Raw genomic sequence first — 19074 nt, 5'->3', positions numbered from 1 at the left:
TACCTATCTGGGGTTCATATGCATTGCTTCAATCTTAATTTGGTTAAAATGACTAAGGATATATAATTTTCAAACACACCTTAGGACAGTACTATATTATTTAAAAAGCATATATAAGATGAATACCACTACAATGGCTATTAAAATTATATTGGCATATGACTTTTTTTCATTATAATTTATGGGAACATAATCGTCGCTGTCACGGTGATTGGATACAGATGGCTGTTTATGATTCTTTATATCCTTTGCTTTCATTTTTGTCGGACTCATGGATTCCAGTTCTTTTTTGATTTCTTTTCGAAGGAGGAAATCATCATCAATTATATGGTTGCATTTGACACAAAATATATCTTTTTCATTGGGAAGATCGCTTCCGCAGTATGGGCATTGTTTCATAAATTATCCGGGTATGTGTTCAATATATCCCGTGTCCCCCTTTTTCACATATTATTCATTATCGACAAACTTAATGTCCATTGCAATATTAAGAGCTTCACATATCTGTAAAACCGTAGACAATTGTGGATTTGATTTTCCGAAAATCTTACTTACTGTTTGTTGGGATACATTTAAACGTGACGCAAGATCTTTCATTGGGATGTCTCTTAAGTCCATTATATGTTTAATCTCAGACAACAATTCTTTTGGGGTATTATATATCATATCCATTCTCCAATCAGCTTATAGGCTGATTATAAAACGTTTGATGCTGTTTCACAACATATAGGTTTAATGATTGTGCATTATTTTACAAATTAAAAGCTGATAAATAAGCTCACAGGGTGTATAATGCAAACGTGGAAATAAAGTAATCTTGGCCTCGGACCGGAATCGAGAATGTCAGACAACGCCTTGAAACACTGTGTGGAGGATACCTGCGGATACAGAGCGCCGCAGATAAGGGAACACGGGTAAGGATTTTCCTGAGGCTGAATAACCGGTAACCTGCAGGCGGATTAACCGGATATACCAGGGGCATCCAATTGTGCCTGATACAAGACAATCCATACAGAAAATACACAGGATTATCAGACACAATCTATTGTAGTGGTTACTCCTTTTTGATATACTTATAACAGAATTCACAACGGAGATACGAAGTAGGCAGGCCAAGCAGTTTTGTTATGAGGAGGACCAATGGATCGTTTATCAGATAGATTAAAGGGAGCAAAGCTGACACCGCAGCAGCGGAGGATAGCGGACTATTTTTTTAAAAATCAGGAACGGATCGGCAATATGTCATCTATGGATGTGGCGAAGGAAATCGGGGTCAGTGACGCGTCCATCATACGTTTTGCCAGGGCCATCGGATATCTGGGCTTTACGGATCTGAAAAATGACATATATAATTCCCTGATTGGGGAAACCAGTGCATCTGTGCGGAACATGCAGCTGTCGGAACGGTTTGATGTGCTGACGGGAAGATACCAGGAGGATGACATTCCGGGTTCCTTTGTGGAGATGATGAACTATAATATTACCAGGACCTTTCAGCAGAATTCCCTGGAGAGTTATGAAGCATTAGCTGATATGATCATCAAATCCAGGAGAAAATATGTAGTGGGGCTCAGGGGGTGTATGGGGGTTTCCAGCCACTTTACCAGACTGCTGGGATTTGCAATTAAGGGAGTGGTCCAGATGCCCGGCAGCAGTGAGACAGAAGTGGTGGGCGCGCTGCAGGATATTGATTCAGAAGATATATTCATCTTATTTTCTTTTGCACGTTATTATAAGATTGATATGTTGTTGGTGAACATGGCCAGGGAACATAAGGCCAGGATCTGTGTGGTTACGGACAGCCTGATGGCGCCCATGGTCCAATATGCGGATATTGCCCTTTTAGTGGAAACATCACATATGAGTTTCTTTAACTCCGCTATTGGGGTTGATATGATTGCTGAATACATCATAACCCTTGTGTGCCGAAAAAATAAGGATGAATATAGAAAGCGGGCAAAAGAGCGTGATACTGTGACCGAAGGATTCCGTCTGGTATTGTAAAATATATGAACGAATTGTTAACATTTTGTAGTGAGGTGACAAAACAAGCTGAATTTTCCAGGCTTGTTTTTTTTGTGTCAATCTTCTGGCACATATCTGAAATGAAAGAATTTATGTTAAAGGTTAGTACCTTATCCAATTAACAGCAGCAGTACAGCCTGTTTTGTCATCTGTCATGTTGTTGTCAGCCGACAGGGGGAGACTCCACAGCAGGGGGACTCCACATCAGAGGGACTCCACACCAGCATACTACACCCTTCTTCCTTCGCCTTGCAGACGGACAAAATATTCAGTACTGTCACTACTATGAAAGACAGGATGGAGCACTGAGAAGTATAAACAATAAAAAAGTACTCATAGAGATACGGATTGATGATGTCGTAAACACTACAAAAATTAACATTGTTAAAAAATATACTACAAATTAGATATTGACAGTAGTGCACACAACAATTATACTTATTGTACGAAATGAAAAACACACTACAAATAATCCGGATAATTGTAGAATGCACAACTTTGAAAACATAAACCCAGTTAAACAAAAGGAGATGAAGTAATGCTTATTTATTTAAGTGAGTACATACATCCGGATGCGGTCCGCTTAATCAGGCAGCGCGCAGAGATAACGGATAGTTTTGACCGTATACAGGATGTGGATGGAATCATATTACGCACCGTCCATATAGGACGGGACATCATGTCCCGGGCCGTGAACCTAAAAGTGATAGGGAAACACGGCGTGGGCTGTAATACCATAGATTTGGCCGCTGCAAAGGAATTAGGGATTCCCGTCATTAATACTCCCTTTGCCAATACCAATTCCGTAGCAGAACTGATTGTGGGGCTGATGCTGGATATAAGCAGGAATATATCGGCGTGCGATAAAAGAAGCAGGGGGGAAGGGTTTCCATGTATTGCGCCGCCGGAGATGACAGGAATTGAACTGACAGGCAAGACCGTGGGGCTTGTGGGCATGGGGAATATTGCCCGGCGTATGGGGGAAATCCTGAAAAATGGTTTCAATGCCAGACTTGTGGGGTATGATCCGTACTGTTCCAACGGGCAGGCTGATTCCTATGGGATTGAGAAGTTTGAAGATTTGGACCATATGCTGGAGGTATCGGATATTGTGAATATCAGTGTCCCGCTGACACCTTCAACAGAAAATATGATTTCGTCAGCAAACTTTGAGCATTTCAGGAAAAATGCAATCCTGATAAATGCTGCCAGGGGAGGCGTGGTGAACGAGGATGATCTGTATCAGGCGTTAAAGGAGGGAAGGCTCAGGGCTGCTGCATGCGATGCATTTGTTGAAGAACCGCCTAATGGCAGGAATAAGCTGATGACCCTTGACAATTTCTGTGCAACCCCCCATATCGGAGCCAATACAGAGGAAGCGCTTTACCGGATGGGGATGGAGGTAGTGGAAGGGGTATTTCATGTAATTGATGGGATGGAAGTAAAAAACCGTGTGGTATGAATGAGGAGGATAAGAAAATGAACAAAACAGGATGCGTGGTTGTTAAGGATTTTAAGCGCCCGGCAAGGGAACTGGTAGAGAAGTTCGCAGGTGTGGCAGTGGCCAATCTGGATGACTGCATGAACCGTATCTCGGCGGTCCATGAGGATATATGTCCGGTTAATAAGAGCTGTCTGCTTGGTACCGCATTTACCGTAAAAGTACCGGAGGGTGATAACCTGATGTTCCATGTGGCCATGGACCTTGCAAAACCAGGGGATGTTATTGTGATTGACGCGGGAGGGGATACAAGGCGTTCCATCTTTGGGGAACTGATGGTTACATATTGCAGGAAGCGTGGGATTAATGGTATTGTAGTAGACGGGTCCATCCGGGATGCGGGCGCAATGGAGGACCTGACAGACTTTGCAGTATATGCCCGCGGTGTGACGCCTGATGGCCCTTATAAAAATGGACCAGGGGAGGTTAATACGCCGGTTGTCTGCGGTGGGAGGACCGTATATCCGGGCGATATTGTCCTGGGCGATGAGGACGGCGTCATATTCATCCGCCCTTCTGAGGCAGAGGAGCTGCTGAAAAAGGTAAACGCCCTTCATGAAAATGAACTGAGGATAATTGAGACAATTGAAAAAGAGGGTACCTATATACGGCCATGGGTGGATGAGAAGATGAAATCCCTTGGTGTGGAATATGTGGAATATATGGAATTTTAAAATGGGGTAATATCAGAATATTGGGGGTAATGTTATGTTTACTACGGCAGTAAATGAATTAATGTATCTGTTTCTTTTTTTGCTTGCAGGTGTTGCGCTGCGCTCAGTGGTTAAGCCACTGCGTAAGCTGTACCTGCCGTCAGGCCTGATTGGCGGGGCGCTTGCATTGGTCATGGGACCGCAGGTACTGGGACTTATTAAAATCCCGGAAAACTGGTCCAGCATGGCGTCTCCGATGATTAATATTGTATTGACAACAACCCTTTTCGGCATATCCATCAGCCTTTCAAAGATGAAGTCCTTTGCAGGGGCAATCAGTTCCAACCTGCTGTCTTATTTTTCACAGCTTGCAGTCGGAATCCTGGCGGCATTGGGGCTTCAGAAGATATGGACAGGACTTCCGAGGGAATGGGGTGTCATGACGGTCTTTACCTACTGGGGCGGCCATGGGGCAGCAACCTCTTCGGGAACCCTGTTTGAAGAACTTGGGATAGAAGGGATGTTAAGTGTCGGGCTGATTCTTGCGACGCTGGGATTGATTGTTGCCATGGTGGTAGGAATGGTATGGGTTAACATCGGCGTCAGGAGGGGATGGGCAAGGGCATTGCCGGATGCCAAGAACAAGGAGGATGAAAGGAAGAATGACTATATACCCAGGGATAAGCAGAAACCGCTGGGGCATGCAACCGTTGCTTCTGACTCCATTAATGGCCTGGCGCTGCAGATGTGTTTTGTATTCCTCAGCATGTGGATTGGAAGCGTGATTTTCGGTGCGGTTGCAAAAGCCATCCCGGCGGCCAGCAATATCCCATCCCTTCTGTATGGTATTGTAGGCGCAATCATCGTATGGTTTGTGTTACGGAAAACCCACCTGGATAAATATGCCGATACGGACACCATAGACAATATTGGGGGAGTGGCCCTTGAAATCTGTATCTGTTCGGCAACGGCAACCCTGGACCTGAATTTTTTCGCAAACAATCTTGCGCCGATCATGATTCATATGCTGGTGGTAATCCTGCTCATGTCATTTGTGTGTATGGTCCTCATGCGCCGCTGGTTTGGTGAGGACTGGTTCCCGCTGGCATTGATGTTCTTCGGCGCGGGATGTGGGTCGACCCCGAGCGGGCTTGCTCTGGCACGATGTGTGGATCCGGATGTTAAAACCGAAAGCTGGGAAGCGTTCGGAGTGGCCCAGGGATGTTTTGTCCCTGTCACATCCACCCTGGTTGCCATACTTCCGGTAATCGCAATCAACAACATCTGGATATTGGTAGGTATCGGGACCGCCATATCGGCAGCGATGATTGCATTCAATGAATTTATTGTCAGGAAGCCTTAAAGGATATTATAAACGTATCCTGTAACGTGGAGGCTGTTCAGGTACTGGACTGTTGGCTGCTGAATTTGCACCTCTTGACATTGTGGAAGAAATCCGTTTAGATGATTAAAACTTCCTTCCGGCAAGGCTGTTTTCTATCCATATAACCGTTATCCCTTGGGACAGTGCGCTCTGCGCGTCAGGATACACTGTCTGGAGGCGGCGTTTTTGGGCTGGGAAACCGCCTTGTTTTTTTGTACATTTACCTGTTATTACTGCTAAAAACACATCCTGATTTTAAAGGCCCAGAGCATTGAAGCAGCCGGGAAGCCTGAAGAAGAATACGTTTATCCATACCTTTAATCCCCCAATCAGCAGTTCTTATATTGCTTTTATACAGAGATTGAAAAATTTAATTTTGCATGATATGCTGTATCCATGAAGCAGGAAGATACCAGCAGGTTGTTTGAACCTGCATTCAGGGATGGTGAAAATAAGAACGCTGGGACGGATAAAAGGAAGGGGAAAAAACTGAATCGGGCTGGTTTTAAATCTGTGTGTCCGGTGGCATTTGGAATTTTTGAACGTCTGAAGATGGAGTACGGATTTCAGCCCGTGTGAGGAGGATGTCTTATGTTGTTAGAGCAATTAAAAGAGCAGCTGAACTTTACAAAACATGAGAAGGATGTTGCCCTCTATATACTGGAGCACAGGGAACAGATTCCCGGCATGTCGGCAGGTGACCTGGCCAGCGCCTCCCTGACGAGCAAGGCGACCGTGGTGCGCCTGAGCCAGAAATTAGGCCTGGCGGGGTATCAGGAGTTAAAACTCCGTCTGGTTGCGGAGATTAACCAGGACAACCGGATCAGCCAGATGCTTGCCAATGACCCCATCACGGATAAAAGTTCCTATGCGGACATTGTCAGCACGCTGCCAGTGCTCTATGACAAGGCTGTTACCAGGACGAGGCTGTCCCTGGACACCAACAGCATGAACCGGATCAACAATGTCTTACAGAAGGCGGAATGCATTGATATCTATGGAACGGGCATCAGCTACATCCTGGCCCAGGCAGCCACGTTCAAGTTCGCCACGCTGGGGGTGGAGAGCTCTGCGTACGAGAGTATCAACAGCCACTACCTTGCGGCGCGGAGCCATAAAAAAACGGTTTCATTCCTAATCAGCTTTACCGGGGCCAACCGGACGGTCAACAGCATGGCCAGATATTTAAGGGAAGCCACGAATAATCATGTAGTGGGAATCATGGGACCGCACAGCAGCGACATCCGGCAATGGTGCCATGAGATTGTAGAAATCTCCAACCGGGATTCCCTCCTGAGCCTGGACGTCATATCATCATTTACCGCAGCCAACTATGTGCTGGACATTTTCTTTGCCCTGCTCCTTTCCAGACGCTATAAGGAGCACGCGAAATCCTCCATAGAAATGCTGAAGCATATGCCATTACTGCTGAATCAGCCCTACTGGCATTTTGAGGAGGGGACAGAAAAAGAATAGGATACGCGGATTTTGGATCACTGTTACAAAAACAGGGGTCCTTTTTCAGCTTATCCTGAACCGTTGAATCTCCCGGCTTTCCAGATATTTCAATGACCGGAAACATATGATAAGCTGGGTGTATCAAAAACAGGAATTGAGATTCCGGAAGGAGCAGGGCATGGGGAAGTATAAGGAACTGGCAGAACAGATTGTAGAAAATGTTGGCGGGGAAGAAAATGTGGCAGGCCTGGTGCATTGCATTACAAGGCTGCGTTTTACGCTTAAGGATGAAGGCCTGGCGAAGGATGAGGTGTTGAAGGCCATGGACGGCGTTGTCACTGTGATGAAGAGCGGCGGCCAGTACCAGGTCGTGATTGGCAATCATGTGGGGGAGGTGTATGCGGATGTATGTCCGCTGCTCAACCTGGAATGCGTGGAAAACGTTCCGTCAGAAGCAGGATCCGGGGAGAAGAAACACGGCAGGCTGCTTGATAAGGCAATCGATGTGGTATCGGGTATTTTCCAGCCGATTCTGGGTATCATGGCGGCCTGCGGCATGCTGAAAGGATTTAACACCCTGTTTGTGACGCTGGGGCTTTACAGTGCGGCCAGCGGGGGTTACCTGGTAATCAATGCGGCCGGCGATGCGCTTTTTAACTTCCTGCCCCTGTTTCTGGGTTACACAGCAGCCAAAAAATTTGGATTGAAGCCCATGCTTGGATTGGCCATGGGGGCGGCCATGTGCTATCCGGGAATCCAGGCCAGCGTGGTATCGGCCGGTACAGAACCCCTGTATACGGTTTTAACAGGCACGATGTTTGCCTCGCCGGTGTATATGGACTTTTTTGGCATACCGGTTATTTCCGTCGATTACACGGGAACGGTGATTCCGGTCATTCTGGCGGTCTGGTTTGCATCGGAATGTGAACGCTTTTTCAATAAGTTCGTGCCGGATCTGGTTAAGTTTTTCTTTGTGCCGATGCTGACCCTGCTGGCCGCACTGCCGGTGACAGTCATTTTCCTTGGGCCGGTTGCGACATTTGGTTCTGCCATCATTTCTCAGTTCACACTGGCCGTCAGGGGCTTCAGCCCTATGCTGGCTGGCGCGGTTGTGGGGCTTACCTGGCAGATCCTGGTCATATTTGGCATGCACTGGGGATTCATTCCGGTTTACATCAACAATATCATGACGCTGGGATACGATAATGTCATGATGCCGTTCTTTGCCTGCACGTTTGCCACCTCGGCGGTTGTGCTTGCGATTTTTTTCAGGACAAAGAATAAGAAAATGAAGGAGATGGCAATCCCCAATTTTATCTCAGGTATTTTCGGTGTCACGGAACCAGCTATTTATGGCATGCTGCTGCCATTGAAAAAACCGCTGGTCATCAGCTGTATTGCCGGTGGCATCGGCGGCGCGTTCTATGGCCGCTTTAATTTCAGGAAGTTCGATATGGGCGGTATGGGAATCTTTGAACTGCCCAATATGATGAATCCGGATGGTACGATGGACAATCTGATCATAGCTTTTATCGGCATTGCGGTTTCCATGGCGGCTGGTTTCATACTCACCATGATTTTTTACCGGGAGCCGGAATCAGCAATCAATGCGCCGGAAAAGGAGAGGTGCCTTGCAGAGGTACCGGAAAGGGAGAACGGCCCCGCAGAGGCGTCCGTAAGTAAATCCATCACCGTTGCCAGCCCCATGAAAGGCAGGACCATGAAACTGTCCGAGGTCGCAGACGAGGCGTTTGCGTCAGGACTTCTGGGAAAAGGGATTGCCATCCTGCCGGAGGAGGGCGCGGTATATGCGCCCGTAGACGGTACGGTTTCCGCGCTTTTCCCGACCGGCCATGCCATCGGCCTGGTAAGCGGCGGGGGCACGGAAGTGCTGGTTCATGTGGGTATGGATACGGTGAAGCTGGAAGGAAAAGGCTTCTATCCATTGGTTACAGCAGGGGATACCGTAAAGCAGGGGCAGAAGCTGTTGGAATTTGACATGAAACTCATACAGGATGCGGGATATTCTCTGGTGACGCCGGTGCTGATTACGAATTTTGCGCAGTTTGCCGGGGTGTTCCCCACTGCAGAGGAGCGGGTAGAGGTGGGCAGCAGGCTGCTTACATTATCCTGATACCGGCAGGCATTCGATTGGAAAGGACGAAACTCATGAGAAAAGATTTTTTATGGGGCGGCGCCACAGCTGCCAGCCAATGCGAGGGCGGCTGGCAGTCAGGAGGACGGGGGATGGCTGTTGTGGATGTCATTCCCCAGGGCGAAAACCGTCTCCCGGTTATGAAAGGCGTCATGGATTACAGAAACCTGCCTGCTGGTTCCTATTATCCGGGCAGGGATGCCATTGACATGTACCACCGCTACAGGGAAGATATCGCCCTGTTTGCTGAAATGGGATTCCGGTGCTACCGGTTCTCATTTTCCTGGTCACGCATTTTCCCCACCGGCGAGGAAACGGAGCCGGACGAGGAGGGGTTAAGGTTTTATGAAGATCTGATTGAGGAGCTGCTGAAGTACGGGATTGAACCGGTGGTGACCATCTGTCATTTCGATATTCCGCTGGCTCTTGTGGAAAAGTACGGCTCATGGAGAAGCCGGGAGACCATTGGCTGCTTTTTGCGCTACTGTGAAGTGATTTTCCGGCGGTTTAAGGATAAGGTGCGGTATTGGATTACATTTAACGAAATCAACATGATCATGCATCTGCCGTTCATGGGGGCGGGAATCCTCATCGGTCAGGAGGAAAACAGCCTGCAGGTCAGGTACCAGGCGGCGCACCATGAACTGGTCGCCTCCGCCATGGCCACCAGGCTGGCGCATGAAATAAATCCCGGTTTCCAGGTGGGATGCATGCTGGCGGCTGGCAGCGTCTATCCATACAGCTGCCGTCCCGAGGATGTCTGGGAGAGCTTGAAGCAGGACCGGGAAAACTATTTCTTTATCGATGTGCAGGCCAGGGGGGAGTACCCCGCCTATGCGAAGAAATTCCTGGAGAGGGAGGGGATTGTTCTGGAAACCGGCGTGGAGGATGAGAAAATCCTGAGGGAAAACACGGTGGATTTTATCTCATTATCCTATTACAACAGCCGCTGTGTCAGGACTGACGGCGGCGGGGAAATGGCTGGAGGCAATGTCTTTGAATCGGCGAAGAATCCCTACCTGACCTACAGCCAGTGGGGATGGCCCATTGATCCACTGGGGCTGCGCATTACCCTGAATGATCTGTATGACCGCTATCAGAAACCGCTGTTTATTGTGGAAAACGGGCTGGGGGCTGTGGATCAGGTGGATGGAGACGGCAATATTAATGACGATTACCGGATTGAATATCTGGAAGCACACATCAAAGCGATGATGTATGCAGTGGAAGAGGATGGCGTGGATCTGTTGGGGTATACGCCCTGGGGATGCATTGATTTAGTCAGCGCGACGACAGGGGAGATGTCAAAGCGGTATGGGTTTATCTATGTGGATAAGGACGATAAGGGACAGGGGACACTGGGGCGGACCAGGAAGAAATCCTTTGAGTGGTATAAGAAGGTGATTGCGGGCAATGGGGCGGTCTTAAAGTAAAGGGAAGTATTTCATATACCGGTGTCTGTTCTGGAAATCAAATAAACAGATTAATAAAAAGTGGCTGACGGAAAATGAAGATTATTTTGCGTCAGCCACTTTTTCTGGAACTGACAATCAAGCATCGGACTGTTAGGATATAATGTGCCTTTCTGGTTTAAACAGATTGTGGTCAGGTTTAAGAAGGCCCAGAGGGAAACCAGGTCCCTGCCGGCTGTTTTCAGGAACGTGGTACGAAACCAGGCGCCAGTTAAAAAGCAGGTACTATCCAATATTCAGGCAATACCGGTGTGGTGTGATTCCCTTATACCGTTTAAATGTTTTGATAAAATAGCTTACATCGCTAAAACCACATCGATAGGCAACCTCTGTCAAGGTTAAATCAGAGGTACTTAATTCGCTGCAGGCGCGCTCAATACGATAGTAGTTCAAATAATCAATGGGGGTTCTGTGGATGATGGAATGGAAATAACTACAGAAATATTTGGGAGACATCCCGGCAATCCTGGACAATTCGTTCAGTGTCATGGCCTTCCCGTAATTACTGTCTATGTATTCCAGCACAGGTTTAAGCTGCATCATCTTCCTGGAAGATTTTGTATCATCAGCCTTATCCTGATAAAGCTTTTTCTGGTAAATGATTCCAAAGATTTCAAATAAAGTGCCCATGGTTATCAGCTCGCTTCCAGGCTCGCTGTGCTGCATGGATACGAAAAGATGGCCGATGATCCGGTGCAGGGAACGGTTGCTTTTTGTAAAATGATTCTGGACAATAATCTGATGCTTTGTAATGAGGCGGATATAAAACCGGCAGGTATCTGTGTGCATGAGAAGACGCTGGATATCAAACACAATACATTCATAAATACAATTCTGGGGCAAACCGCCATGAATAACCCCCTCATTAATAAAAATGATATCCCCGGCTTTGGCTTCAAGCTCCTCATCGTCTAATTTTAAATAGAGGATTCCCTCCAAAATCCGGATGATTTCCAATTCTTTGTGACAGTGGAAGGGCATGTTATAACGGGGATGGTGCACGTCCACATGGTAATATTCAATAGGAAAGTCCGGGGTCCCGTGCTGCTTTTTTTCATTATAGTCCAAATAATGCATATTATCCCCTCCTTAAGATATAAAAATGACCATAAATACAGAGAGTTACAACGGATAGATGGGTAAAATGACCAATAAAATGAATATCGTCATATTTTTTGCCATTATATCACAGCAAATAGCTGTATATCAATAGTATAATACAATTATGTAAAAGGGACACAAAAAATATAATAAGAACACAGATAAATTAAAAAGAACATAATCCAAAAATAAGAAGGAGGACACACTATGGCAGCAAACAGATTGATTGGGGCTTATCCGGTCATCGGCATCAGACCCACAATAGACGGAAGACAGGGATATATGAAAGTAAGGGAATCCATGGAAGGACAGACCATGAATATGGCCAAAAGCGCGGCGGCCCTGTTTAGGGAAAACCTGTGTTACAGCAATGGGGAACCGGTAAACGTAGTGATTGCGGATTCCACCATTGGGCGGGTGGGGGAAAGCGCTGCCTGTGCGGATAAATTCCGCAGGGCCGGAGTGGATATTACCCTGACTGTGACCCCATGCTGGTGTTACGGTGCAGAGACCATGGACATGGACCCGCATACAATCAAGGGCGTGTGGGGATTTAACGGAACGGAGCGGCCCGGCGCAGTATATCTCGCCTCTGTACTGGCTACCCATGCGCAGAAGGGGCTTCCGGCTTTTGGTATCTATGGCCATGATGTCCAGGATGCGGATGATACAAGCATACCTGAGGATGTAAAGGAAAAACTTCTCCGTTTCGGACGCGCCGCAGTGGCTGCCGCTACCATGAGGGGGAAGTCATATCTCCAGATAGGTTCTATCTGCATGGGAATTGGAGGTTCCATCATAGACCCGGCATTTATTGAGGAATATCTCGGGATGCGGGTGGAATCCGTAGACGAAGTGGAACTGATCCGCCGTATGAGTGAGGAAATATACGATAAAGAAGAGTTTGAAAAGGCCCTTGCATGGACAAAGGCAAACTGTAAGGAAGGCTTTGACAAGAACCCTCCCGAGGTCCAGAAGACCCGGGAACAGAAGGATAAGGATTGGGAATTCGTAGTTAAGATGATGTGCATCATCAAGGATTTGATGAATGGGAATCCCAATCTGCCGGAGGGGCGGGAGGAAGAGCGGATCGGACACAATGCCATCGCCGCAGGCTTCCAGGGACAGAGGCAGTGGACGGATTTTTATCCCAATGGTGACTTCGCGGAGTCCATGCTGAATTCCTCCTTTGACTGGAACGGCGCAAGGGAGCCGTACATACTGGCTACTGAGAACGACACATTAAATGGGCTGGGAATGCTGTTCATGAAGCTGCTCACCAACAGGGCACAGATTTTTGCAGATGTGCGTACGTACTGGAGTCCGGAGGCTGTTAAGAAGGCGGCGGGATATGATCTGGAAGGAGTCGCAAAGGAAGCAGGCGGTTTCCTGCATCTGATCAACTCAGGAGCGGCCTGTCTGGATGCCACGGGTAAAGCCCTGGATGAAGACGGACAGCCGGTCATGAAGCCATGGTATGAGGTGACGGCGGAGGACCAGAAGGCAATGCTGGAAGCAACCACATGGAATGAGGCTGATTTTGGGTATTTCAGAGGCGGCGGCTATTCATCCAGATATGTTACTAAAGCCCAGATGCCATGTACCATGATCCGCTTAAACCTGGTAAAGGGACTGGGACCTATGCTGCAGATTGCAGAAGGCTGGACCGTGAAGCTGCCGGAGGACGTAACGGATATCCTATGGAAGAGGACGGACTACACATGGCCGTGCACCTGGTTTGCGCCCAGGGTGACAGGCCGGGGAGCATTTGCCTCCGCCTATGACGTGATGAATCACTGGGGAGCCAACCACGGTGCAATCAGCTACGGACATATTGGGGCGGACCTCATTACACTCTGCTCCATCTTAAGGATTCCTGTCAGCATGCACAATGTGCCTGAGGAAAAAATATTCCGCCCTGCAGCCTGGAACGCATTTGGAATGGACAAAGAGGGGCAGGATTTCCGGGCCTGTGCGGCTTATGGGCCTTTATATAAGTAAGGCGGTGTGTCTATGAACCATAAAAATGTGCTGGCAGTGGATTTCGGCGCTTCCAGTGGAAGGGTAATGCTGGGAAGCTTTGATGGGAACAGGATATCCATACAGGAAATCCATCGTTTCCCCAATGATCCGGTCATATTAAACGGAACCATGTACTGGGATTTCCTGCGGCTGTTTCATGAGGTGAAGCAGGGACTGGTGAAAGCCAGGAAGTATGGAAAGATTGACAGCATCGGCGTGGATACCTGGGGCGTGGATTTCGGCCTGATCGACAAGGCGGGAAATCTTTTAGAAAACCCGGTGCATTACCGGGATGCCCGGACCGCAGGGATGCTTGAAAAGAGTTTTGGGAAAATGGATAAGGACCGCTTTTATCAGATTACAGGCAACCAGTTCATGGAGATTAACACGGTATTCCAACTCTTGGCCCTGCTGGAACAGCGGCCCGGGCTTCTGGAGGGAACTTCCAGGCTTCTGTTGATGCCGGACTTATTTAATTATTACCTATGTGGGGCGCAGGTCAGCGAGTACTCCATCGCGTCCACCACGCAGATGCTTAATGCCCGTACTAAGATGTGGTCAAAGGAAGTGTTGGAAAGCCTCGGCATCCCGGAACGGATCCTGTGCGGCATCGTTCCATGCGGAACAGGACTTGGTCCCATGAAAACCGGGATCTGTCAGGAGCTGGGGATTGAGCCTGCAAAAGTCATTGCCGTGGCAGGACACGATACGCAAAGTGCGCTTGCGGCTGTTCCTGCCAGGGATAAGGATTTCATCTTCATCAGTTGCGGGACATGGTCGCTGTTTGGCACGGAACTGGACGGACCTGTTATCAACGGGTTGTCAGAACGGCTGAATATCACAAACGAAGGCGGGTGCCAGGGAAGGATTTCCTTCCTAAAGAATATTATCGGGCTGTGGCTGGTCCAGGAAAGCAGGAGACAGTGGATTCGTGAGGGAAAGGAGTACAGTTTCGGGCATCTGGAACAAATGGCCGCAGATGCAAAGCCATTCAAAGCGCTGATTGATCCTGATGCGCCAGAGTTTGTCCCGGCTGGAAACATTCCTGAGAGAATCCGGGGATACTGCCGTAAAAGCGGACAGAGGGTGCCGGAGAATGAGGCGGAGCTTGTGAGATGTATCGATGAGAGCCTGGCGTTTAAGTACCGCATGACATTGGATGAAATTAAGATGTGTACCGGAAAGGAGTACCCGGCCATTCATATGGTGGGTGGTGGGACACAGAGCGGGCTTCTCTGCCAGATGACGGCCAATGCGTGTCATTGCCCGGTGATTGCCGGACCGGTGGAGGCTACCGTACTGGGCAACGCAGCCACGCAGCTGCTTGCCACAGGGGAACTTAGGAATCTGGAACAGGTGAGAAGTGTGGTAGGGGCTTCCGCCAAGGTAAGTATCTATGAGCCGAAGGATACGGATCAGTGGGAGCAGGTATACGGACAATATAAAGAAATGCTTGCCGCAGACTGAGGTTTATTGCGGTGGGATGGCAGCATATGAATGACCAAAGGCCGGGGTAACCTGGCAAAGAAGGAGGTATTATGGAATTAAGCTATATGGAACTAAGGGAACAGATCTGCGATGTGTGCCATAAGATGTGGCAGCTTGGCTGGGTGGCAGCCAATGACGGCAACGTTTCCGCCAGGCTGGATGACGGAACCTTTCTTGCCACTCCCACCGGAATGAGCAAAAGTTTCATTACACCGGAAAAGCTGGTCCGTATTGATGGGAAAGGTGAGGTGTTGGAAGGCCTTCCCGGATACAGGCCCTCTTCAGAGATTAAGATGCATCTCCGCTGCTATAAAGAGCGTGAGGATGTTAATTCCGTGCTTCACGCCCACCCGCCTGTGGCCACCGGATACGCGGTAGCCAATGTAGCGTTGGACGAGTATTCCATGATTGAGACGGTAATTGCCCTGGGTTCGATTCCGGTAACGCCTTACGGAACCCCTTCCACTTACGAAGTACCGGATAACATAGCGCCCTATCTGGGGGAACATGACGCAATGCTGCTCCAGAATCATGGGGCTTTGACCGTGGGGGCTGATGTGATTACCGCTTATTACCGCATGGAGACACTGGAACTCTTTGCAAAAATCAGCCTTAACGCCAGAATGCTGGGAGGTGCACAGGAGATATCCAGGGAAAATATTGACCGCCTTATCTCAATGAGGAAAGGATATGGGGTAACCGGCAGGCACCCCGGTTATAAAAAATACAGTAAACAGGGGGAAGACAGATGCTGAGAGGAATACCCCATATACTATCTCCTGAACTGCTAAAGATATTATGTGAAATGGGCCACGGCGACCGGCTGGTGATTGCCGATGGGAATTTCCCGGCAGAGTCCATGGGCAGGGATGCCCATGTCATACATATGGAAGGACATGGCGTGCCGGAGATACTGGAAGCAATCCTTTTGCTTTTCCCCCTGGACACCTACGTAGGACAGCCTGTCTGCCTGATGTCGGTGATGGACGGGGATACGGTTGAAACACCGATCTGGGATCAATACGTGACATTGGTGCAAGCGTGTGACGGCAGGGGCAGAAGTGCCGTGGGCCATATGGAACGGTTCAGGTTTTATGAGGAGGCAAAGAAAGCTTATGCGATTATCGCCACCAGCGAGCAGGCGCTTTATGCCAACATCATGCTGCAAAAAGGGGTAGTTACCAACCAGGGCCTGTAAATGGGTTCCGCCAAAACTGTTCAATTAGTAAAGAAACGGAAGGTGATGATGTGGGAGAAGTAATTCTGACCATGAAAGACATTGATAAGTCCTTTGTCGGGGTACACGCGTTAAAAAATGCCTGTCTGGAACTTAAAAAGGGCGAGGTCCATGCACTGATGGGTGAGAATGGCGCCGGAAAATCCACCCTCATGAAGATATTGACAGGAATCTACAGCAAGGACAGCGGTACCATTGTGTATGAGGGGCGCCAAGTGGAGTTTAAAAGTCCCAGGGAAGCGCAGGGCGCCGGCATTGTAATCGTGCATCAGGAATTGAACATGATGAACCACTTAACGGTGGCCCAGAATATCTTTATCGGCAAAGAAAAAATGAACGGAAAGCTGATTGATGACCGCAGGATGGTGGAAGAGGCAGAAAAACTGTTCGGATTACTGAATATCAAGATTGACCCAAGGGAAACAATGGGGAGGCTGACGGTGGGGCGCCAGCAGATGTGTGAGATAGCAAAGGCAATCTCTACAGATGCCAAGGTAATCGTATTTGATGAACCGACTGCCGCGCTGACCGATTCCGAAATCAGCGAGCTGTTCAAAATCATCCGTGACCTGAGGGCCAAGGATATCGGGATTGTATACATTTCCCACCGCATGGATGAGATTAACCAGATTACTGACAGGGTAACGGTCATGAGGGACGGGGAATATGTGGGTACGCTCATAACCAGGGATTCCACGAAAGACGACATCATCCAGATGATGGTAGGGCGCACGGTGTATGAGGAGCCTAAGAGCTTCAGCAATGTAAGGCCGGATGCCCCGGTGGTGCTGAAGGTTGAACACCTGAATGTTGGAAAAACAGTAAAAGACGTAAGCTTTGAACTCCGCAAAGGAGAAATCCTGGGTTTTTCAGGACTCATGGGAGCAGGAAGGACGGAGACGGCCAGGGCTATCTTTGGTGCTGACAGGAGGGACAGCGGCGATATTTATGTGAATGGAAAACGGGTGGATATCAGGAACCCACAGGACGCGGTTGACGCCGGGATCGGATATCTGTCGGAGGACCGCAAGCGCTATGGCGTGATAATCGAGAAAACAGTGGCTGAGAACACGACAATGGCTTCCCTGAAAGCATTCTGCAAAGGCATGTTTATTGACAAGAAAGCGGAAAAAGAAACAGCGGAACAATTTGTGGAGGCGCTGAGGACCAAGACGCCGTCCGTGGAACAGCAGGTGCGCAACCTGTCGGGTGGAAACCAGCAGAAGGTGGTCATTGCCAAATGGCTTACCAGGAACTGCGACATCCTGATATTTGACGAGCCCACGAGAGGGATTGACGTCGGGGCAAAAAGCGAGATTTATACATTGATGAATAATCTTGTAAAACAGGGGAAGTCCATCATCATGATATCCTCTGAACTGACGGAAGTGCTGCGGATGAGCGACCGTATCCTGATTATGTGTGAGGGCCGTAAAACAGGAGAAATCAGCATAGAAGAAGCTACCCAGGAAAAAATCATGCATGCCGCTACACTGAGGGAGTAAAGGGGAGGTTAAAGACATGTCGGATAATAAGAATCAGGTAAAAAAGGAGCCGGATGGATTGTTCAAGGCCATCGGCACTCAGAAATTGGTGGCAGTGATTGCGTTGATTGTATTATTCATGTTCTTCTGGATTTTTGGGGACAATTTTGCAAAGTACAGCACACTGGTCAGCATTTTTGATTCGTCCTATTATATTGGCTTTATGGCGATAGGCGTGACATTTGTAATCATCACCGGAGGAATCGACTTATCCATCGGCACGGTCTGTATCTGCTGTTCCCTGATTTCAGGGACGCTGTATACAAAACTGGGACTGCCTATGCCGCTGTGCGTTATCCTGGCCATACTGATGGGAGGCCTGTTCGGGCTTGCCAATGGACTTATGGTATCTGTCATGAGGCTTCCGGCCTTTATTGCCACACTGGGAACCATGATGATTACCAGGGGCCTGGGCTCGATTGTGACAAACACGGCGACCGTGACATTTCCACAGGCTTCTGCACCAGGCGGCTCATTCAGAGGCATTTTCAAGTTAAAAGGTGCAGGGCTTCCGCAGGCCGGTATCCCCACGGGATTCATACTGCTGATTGTACTCGCAATCCTGATGGCCATCCTTCTCAACAAGGCGCGTCCGGGACGCTATATACTGTCCCTTGGGAGTAATAAGGAGGCGACCCGGCTTTCCGGTGTGAATGTGGTAAAGTGGGAGACCTTGGCTTATGTCATAAGCGGTCTGTTTGCCGGACTGGCGGGCGTGTCTTATGCGGCAGTATACTCCACACTCATGCCTGGAACCGGAAATGGATTTGAACTGGATGCAATCGCCGGAGTCGTGATTGGCGGAACATCCCTGGCAGGTGGCGTGGGTTCCATATCGGGTACTTTAATTGGTGTTTTTATTATGTCCGTTTTGAAGACAGGCCTTCCCTTTGTGGGGGTACAGCCACATTATCAGTTGCTGATTACGGGATTTGTATTGATCATAGCCGTATTTGTAGATGTTTTAAATAGAAGGAAACAGGGGAAGGATTAGTACGCAATTGCTAATAACCCGCAAAGCGGGATAAAATAAG

17 protein-coding genes are annotated in these 19074 nt (G+C 48.5%); 14 read left to right on the top strand and 3 right to left on the bottom strand.

Annotated elements, in window-relative coordinates; all coding sequences use genetic code 11:
- Positions 1-96: 96 nt before the first annotated feature.
- Positions 97-399, bottom strand: coding sequence for a zinc ribbon domain-containing protein (locus LK536_RS53085; RefSeq protein ID WP_025482889.1), 303 nt, complete (start codon positions 397-399; stop codon positions 97-99).
- A 51-nt stretch (positions 400-450) separates the two neighbouring features.
- On the bottom strand, positions 451-666 hold the full coding sequence (locus LK536_RS53080; RefSeq protein WP_025482888.1) for a helix-turn-helix domain-containing protein: 216 nt from the start codon (positions 664-666) through the stop codon (positions 451-453).
- A gap of 474 nt (positions 667-1140) precedes the next feature.
- On the opposite strand from LK536_RS53080, the gene LK536_RS53075 reads away from it, so the two are divergent.
- From LK536_RS53075 to LK536_RS53040, 8 genes are all read left to right on the top strand, one after another.
- Positions 1141-2004, top strand: a complete 864-nt coding sequence (locus LK536_RS53075) for a MurR/RpiR family transcriptional regulator (protein WP_025482886.1) — start codon at positions 1141-1143, stop codon at positions 2002-2004.
- Between the two features lie 559 nt (positions 2005-2563).
- On the top strand, positions 2564-3487 hold the full coding sequence (locus LK536_RS53070) for an NAD(P)-dependent oxidoreductase (RefSeq protein WP_025482884.1): 924 nt from the start codon (positions 2564-2566) through the stop codon (positions 3485-3487).
- Positions 3488-3504: 17 nt separating this feature from the next.
- Complete coding sequence (locus tag LK536_RS53065) at positions 3505-4200, top strand: RraA family protein (protein WP_008722209.1); 696 nt, start codon at positions 3505-3507, stop codon at positions 4198-4200.
- 34 nt (positions 4201-4234) lie between these two features.
- Positions 4235-5542 carry a sodium/glutamate symporter gene (locus LK536_RS53060; protein ID WP_130789561.1) on the top strand — a complete coding sequence of 436 codons (1308 nt, stop codon included), beginning with the start codon at positions 4235-4237 and terminating at the stop codon, positions 5540-5542.
- Positions 5543-5959: 417 nt separating this feature from the next.
- Positions 5960-6142, top strand: a complete 183-nt coding sequence (locus tag LK536_RS53055; RefSeq protein WP_120056806.1) for a hypothetical protein — start codon at positions 5960-5962, stop codon at positions 6140-6142.
- 12 nt (positions 6143-6154) lie between these two features.
- Positions 6155-7039: a MurR/RpiR family transcriptional regulator gene (locus LK536_RS53050; protein ID WP_008722216.1), complete on the top strand. Its 885-nt coding sequence runs from the start codon at positions 6155-6157 to the stop codon at positions 7037-7039.
- Between the two features lie 160 nt (positions 7040-7199).
- The gene (locus tag LK536_RS53045; protein ID WP_227796938.1) at positions 7200-9155 is read left to right on the top strand and encodes a beta-glucoside-specific PTS transporter subunit IIABC; all 1956 of its coding nucleotides are present in this window, start codon (positions 7200-7202) and stop codon (positions 9153-9155) included.
- A gap of 35 nt (positions 9156-9190) precedes the next feature.
- The gene (locus LK536_RS53040; RefSeq protein ID WP_227796937.1) at positions 9191-10609 is read left to right on the top strand and encodes a 6-phospho-beta-glucosidase; all 1419 of its coding nucleotides are present in this window, start codon (positions 9191-9193) and stop codon (positions 10607-10609) included.
- Between the two features lie 264 nt (positions 10610-10873).
- Here LK536_RS53040 and LK536_RS53035 read toward each other — a convergent pair whose 3' ends face one another.
- Positions 10874-11725: an AraC family transcriptional regulator gene (locus LK536_RS53035; RefSeq protein WP_025482880.1), complete on the bottom strand. Its 852-nt coding sequence runs from the start codon at positions 11723-11725 to the stop codon at positions 10874-10876.
- A gap of 231 nt (positions 11726-11956) precedes the next feature.
- On the opposite strand from LK536_RS53035, the gene LK536_RS53030 reads away from it, so the two are divergent.
- From LK536_RS53030 to LK536_RS53005, 6 genes are all read left to right on the top strand, one after another.
- Entirely contained in the window at positions 11957-13750 is a 1794-nt protein-coding gene (locus LK536_RS53030) for an L-fucose isomerase (RefSeq protein WP_227796936.1), read from the top strand.
- A gap of 12 nt (positions 13751-13762) precedes the next feature.
- On the top strand, positions 13763-15238 hold the full coding sequence (locus LK536_RS53025; RefSeq protein WP_227796935.1) for a rhamnulokinase: 1476 nt from the start codon (positions 13763-13765) through the stop codon (positions 15236-15238).
- Positions 15239-15309: 71 nt separating this feature from the next.
- Positions 15310-16014, top strand: coding sequence for a class II aldolase/adducin family protein (locus tag LK536_RS53020; RefSeq protein WP_008722229.1), 705 nt, complete (start codon positions 15310-15312; stop codon positions 16012-16014).
- The gene (locus LK536_RS53015; protein ID WP_227796934.1) at positions 16008-16457 is read left to right on the top strand and encodes an RbsD/FucU family protein; all 450 of its coding nucleotides are present in this window, start codon (positions 16008-16010) and stop codon (positions 16455-16457) included. Before LK536_RS53020 ends, LK536_RS53015 begins: the two co-directional genes overlap by 7 nt.
- Before the next feature lie 50 nt (positions 16458-16507).
- Positions 16508-18001: a sugar ABC transporter ATP-binding protein gene (locus LK536_RS53010; protein ID WP_227796933.1), complete on the top strand. Its 1494-nt coding sequence runs from the start codon at positions 16508-16510 to the stop codon at positions 17999-18001.
- Positions 18002-18017: 16 nt separating this feature from the next.
- Positions 18018-19034 carry an ABC transporter permease gene (locus LK536_RS53005; RefSeq protein ID WP_008722232.1) on the top strand — a complete coding sequence of 339 codons (1017 nt, stop codon included), beginning with the start codon at positions 18018-18020 and terminating at the stop codon, positions 19032-19034.
- The last annotated feature ends 40 nt before the right edge of the window (positions 19035-19074 follow it).

The sequence above is a fragment of the Clostridium pacaense genome (assembly GCF_020709765.2).
GTDB classification, from domain to species: Bacteria; Bacillota; Clostridia; order Lachnospirales; family Lachnospiraceae; genus Enterocloster; species Enterocloster hominis.
This window is presented reverse-complemented; position numbering and strand designations above follow the sequence as displayed.

Bases quoted from the DNA above. Each gene is read 5' to 3' on its own strand.
- LK536_RS53085 (WP_025482889.1), bottom strand. From the start codon at position 399: ATGAAACAATGCCCATACTGCGGAAGCGATCTTCCCAATGAAAAAGAT.
- LK536_RS53055 (WP_120056806.1), top strand. From the start codon at position 5,960: ATGAAGCAGGAAGATACCAGCAGGTTGTTTGAACCTGCATTCAGGGAT.
- LK536_RS53065 (WP_008722209.1), top strand. From the start codon at position 3,505: ATGAACAAAACAGGATGCGTGGTTGTTAAGGATTTTAAGCGCCCGGCA.
- LK536_RS53005 (WP_008722232.1), top strand. From the start codon at position 18,018: ATGTCGGATAATAAGAATCAGGTAAAAAAGGAGCCGGATGGATTGTTC.
- LK536_RS53025 (WP_227796935.1), top strand. From the start codon at position 13,763: ATGAACCATAAAAATGTGCTGGCAGTGGATTTCGGCGCTTCCAGTGGA.
- LK536_RS53040 (WP_227796937.1), top strand. From the start codon at position 9,191: ATGAGAAAAGATTTTTTATGGGGCGGCGCCACAGCTGCCAGCCAATGC.
- LK536_RS53060 (WP_130789561.1), top strand. From the start codon at position 4,235: ATGTTTACTACGGCAGTAAATGAATTAATGTATCTGTTTCTTTTTTTG.
- LK536_RS53015 (WP_227796934.1), top strand. From the start codon at position 16,008: ATGCTGAGAGGAATACCCCATATACTATCTCCTGAACTGCTAAAGATA.
- LK536_RS53035 (WP_025482880.1), bottom strand. From the start codon at position 11,725: ATGCATTATTTGGACTATAATGAAAAAAAGCAGCACGGGACCCCGGAC.
- LK536_RS53080 (WP_025482888.1), bottom strand. From the start codon at position 666: ATGATATATAATACCCCAAAAGAATTGTTGTCTGAGATTAAACATATA.
- LK536_RS53030 (WP_227796936.1), top strand. From the start codon at position 11,957: ATGGCAGCAAACAGATTGATTGGGGCTTATCCGGTCATCGGCATCAGA.
- LK536_RS53050 (WP_008722216.1), top strand. From the start codon at position 6,155: ATGTTGTTAGAGCAATTAAAAGAGCAGCTGAACTTTACAAAACATGAG.
- LK536_RS53045 (WP_227796938.1), top strand. From the start codon at position 7,200: ATGGGGAAGTATAAGGAACTGGCAGAACAGATTGTAGAAAATGTTGGC.
- LK536_RS53020 (WP_008722229.1), top strand. From the start codon at position 15,310: ATGGAATTAAGCTATATGGAACTAAGGGAACAGATCTGCGATGTGTGC.
- LK536_RS53070 (WP_025482884.1), top strand. From the start codon at position 2,564: ATGCTTATTTATTTAAGTGAGTACATACATCCGGATGCGGTCCGCTTA.
- LK536_RS53075 (WP_025482886.1), top strand. From the start codon at position 1,141: ATGGATCGTTTATCAGATAGATTAAAGGGAGCAAAGCTGACACCGCAG.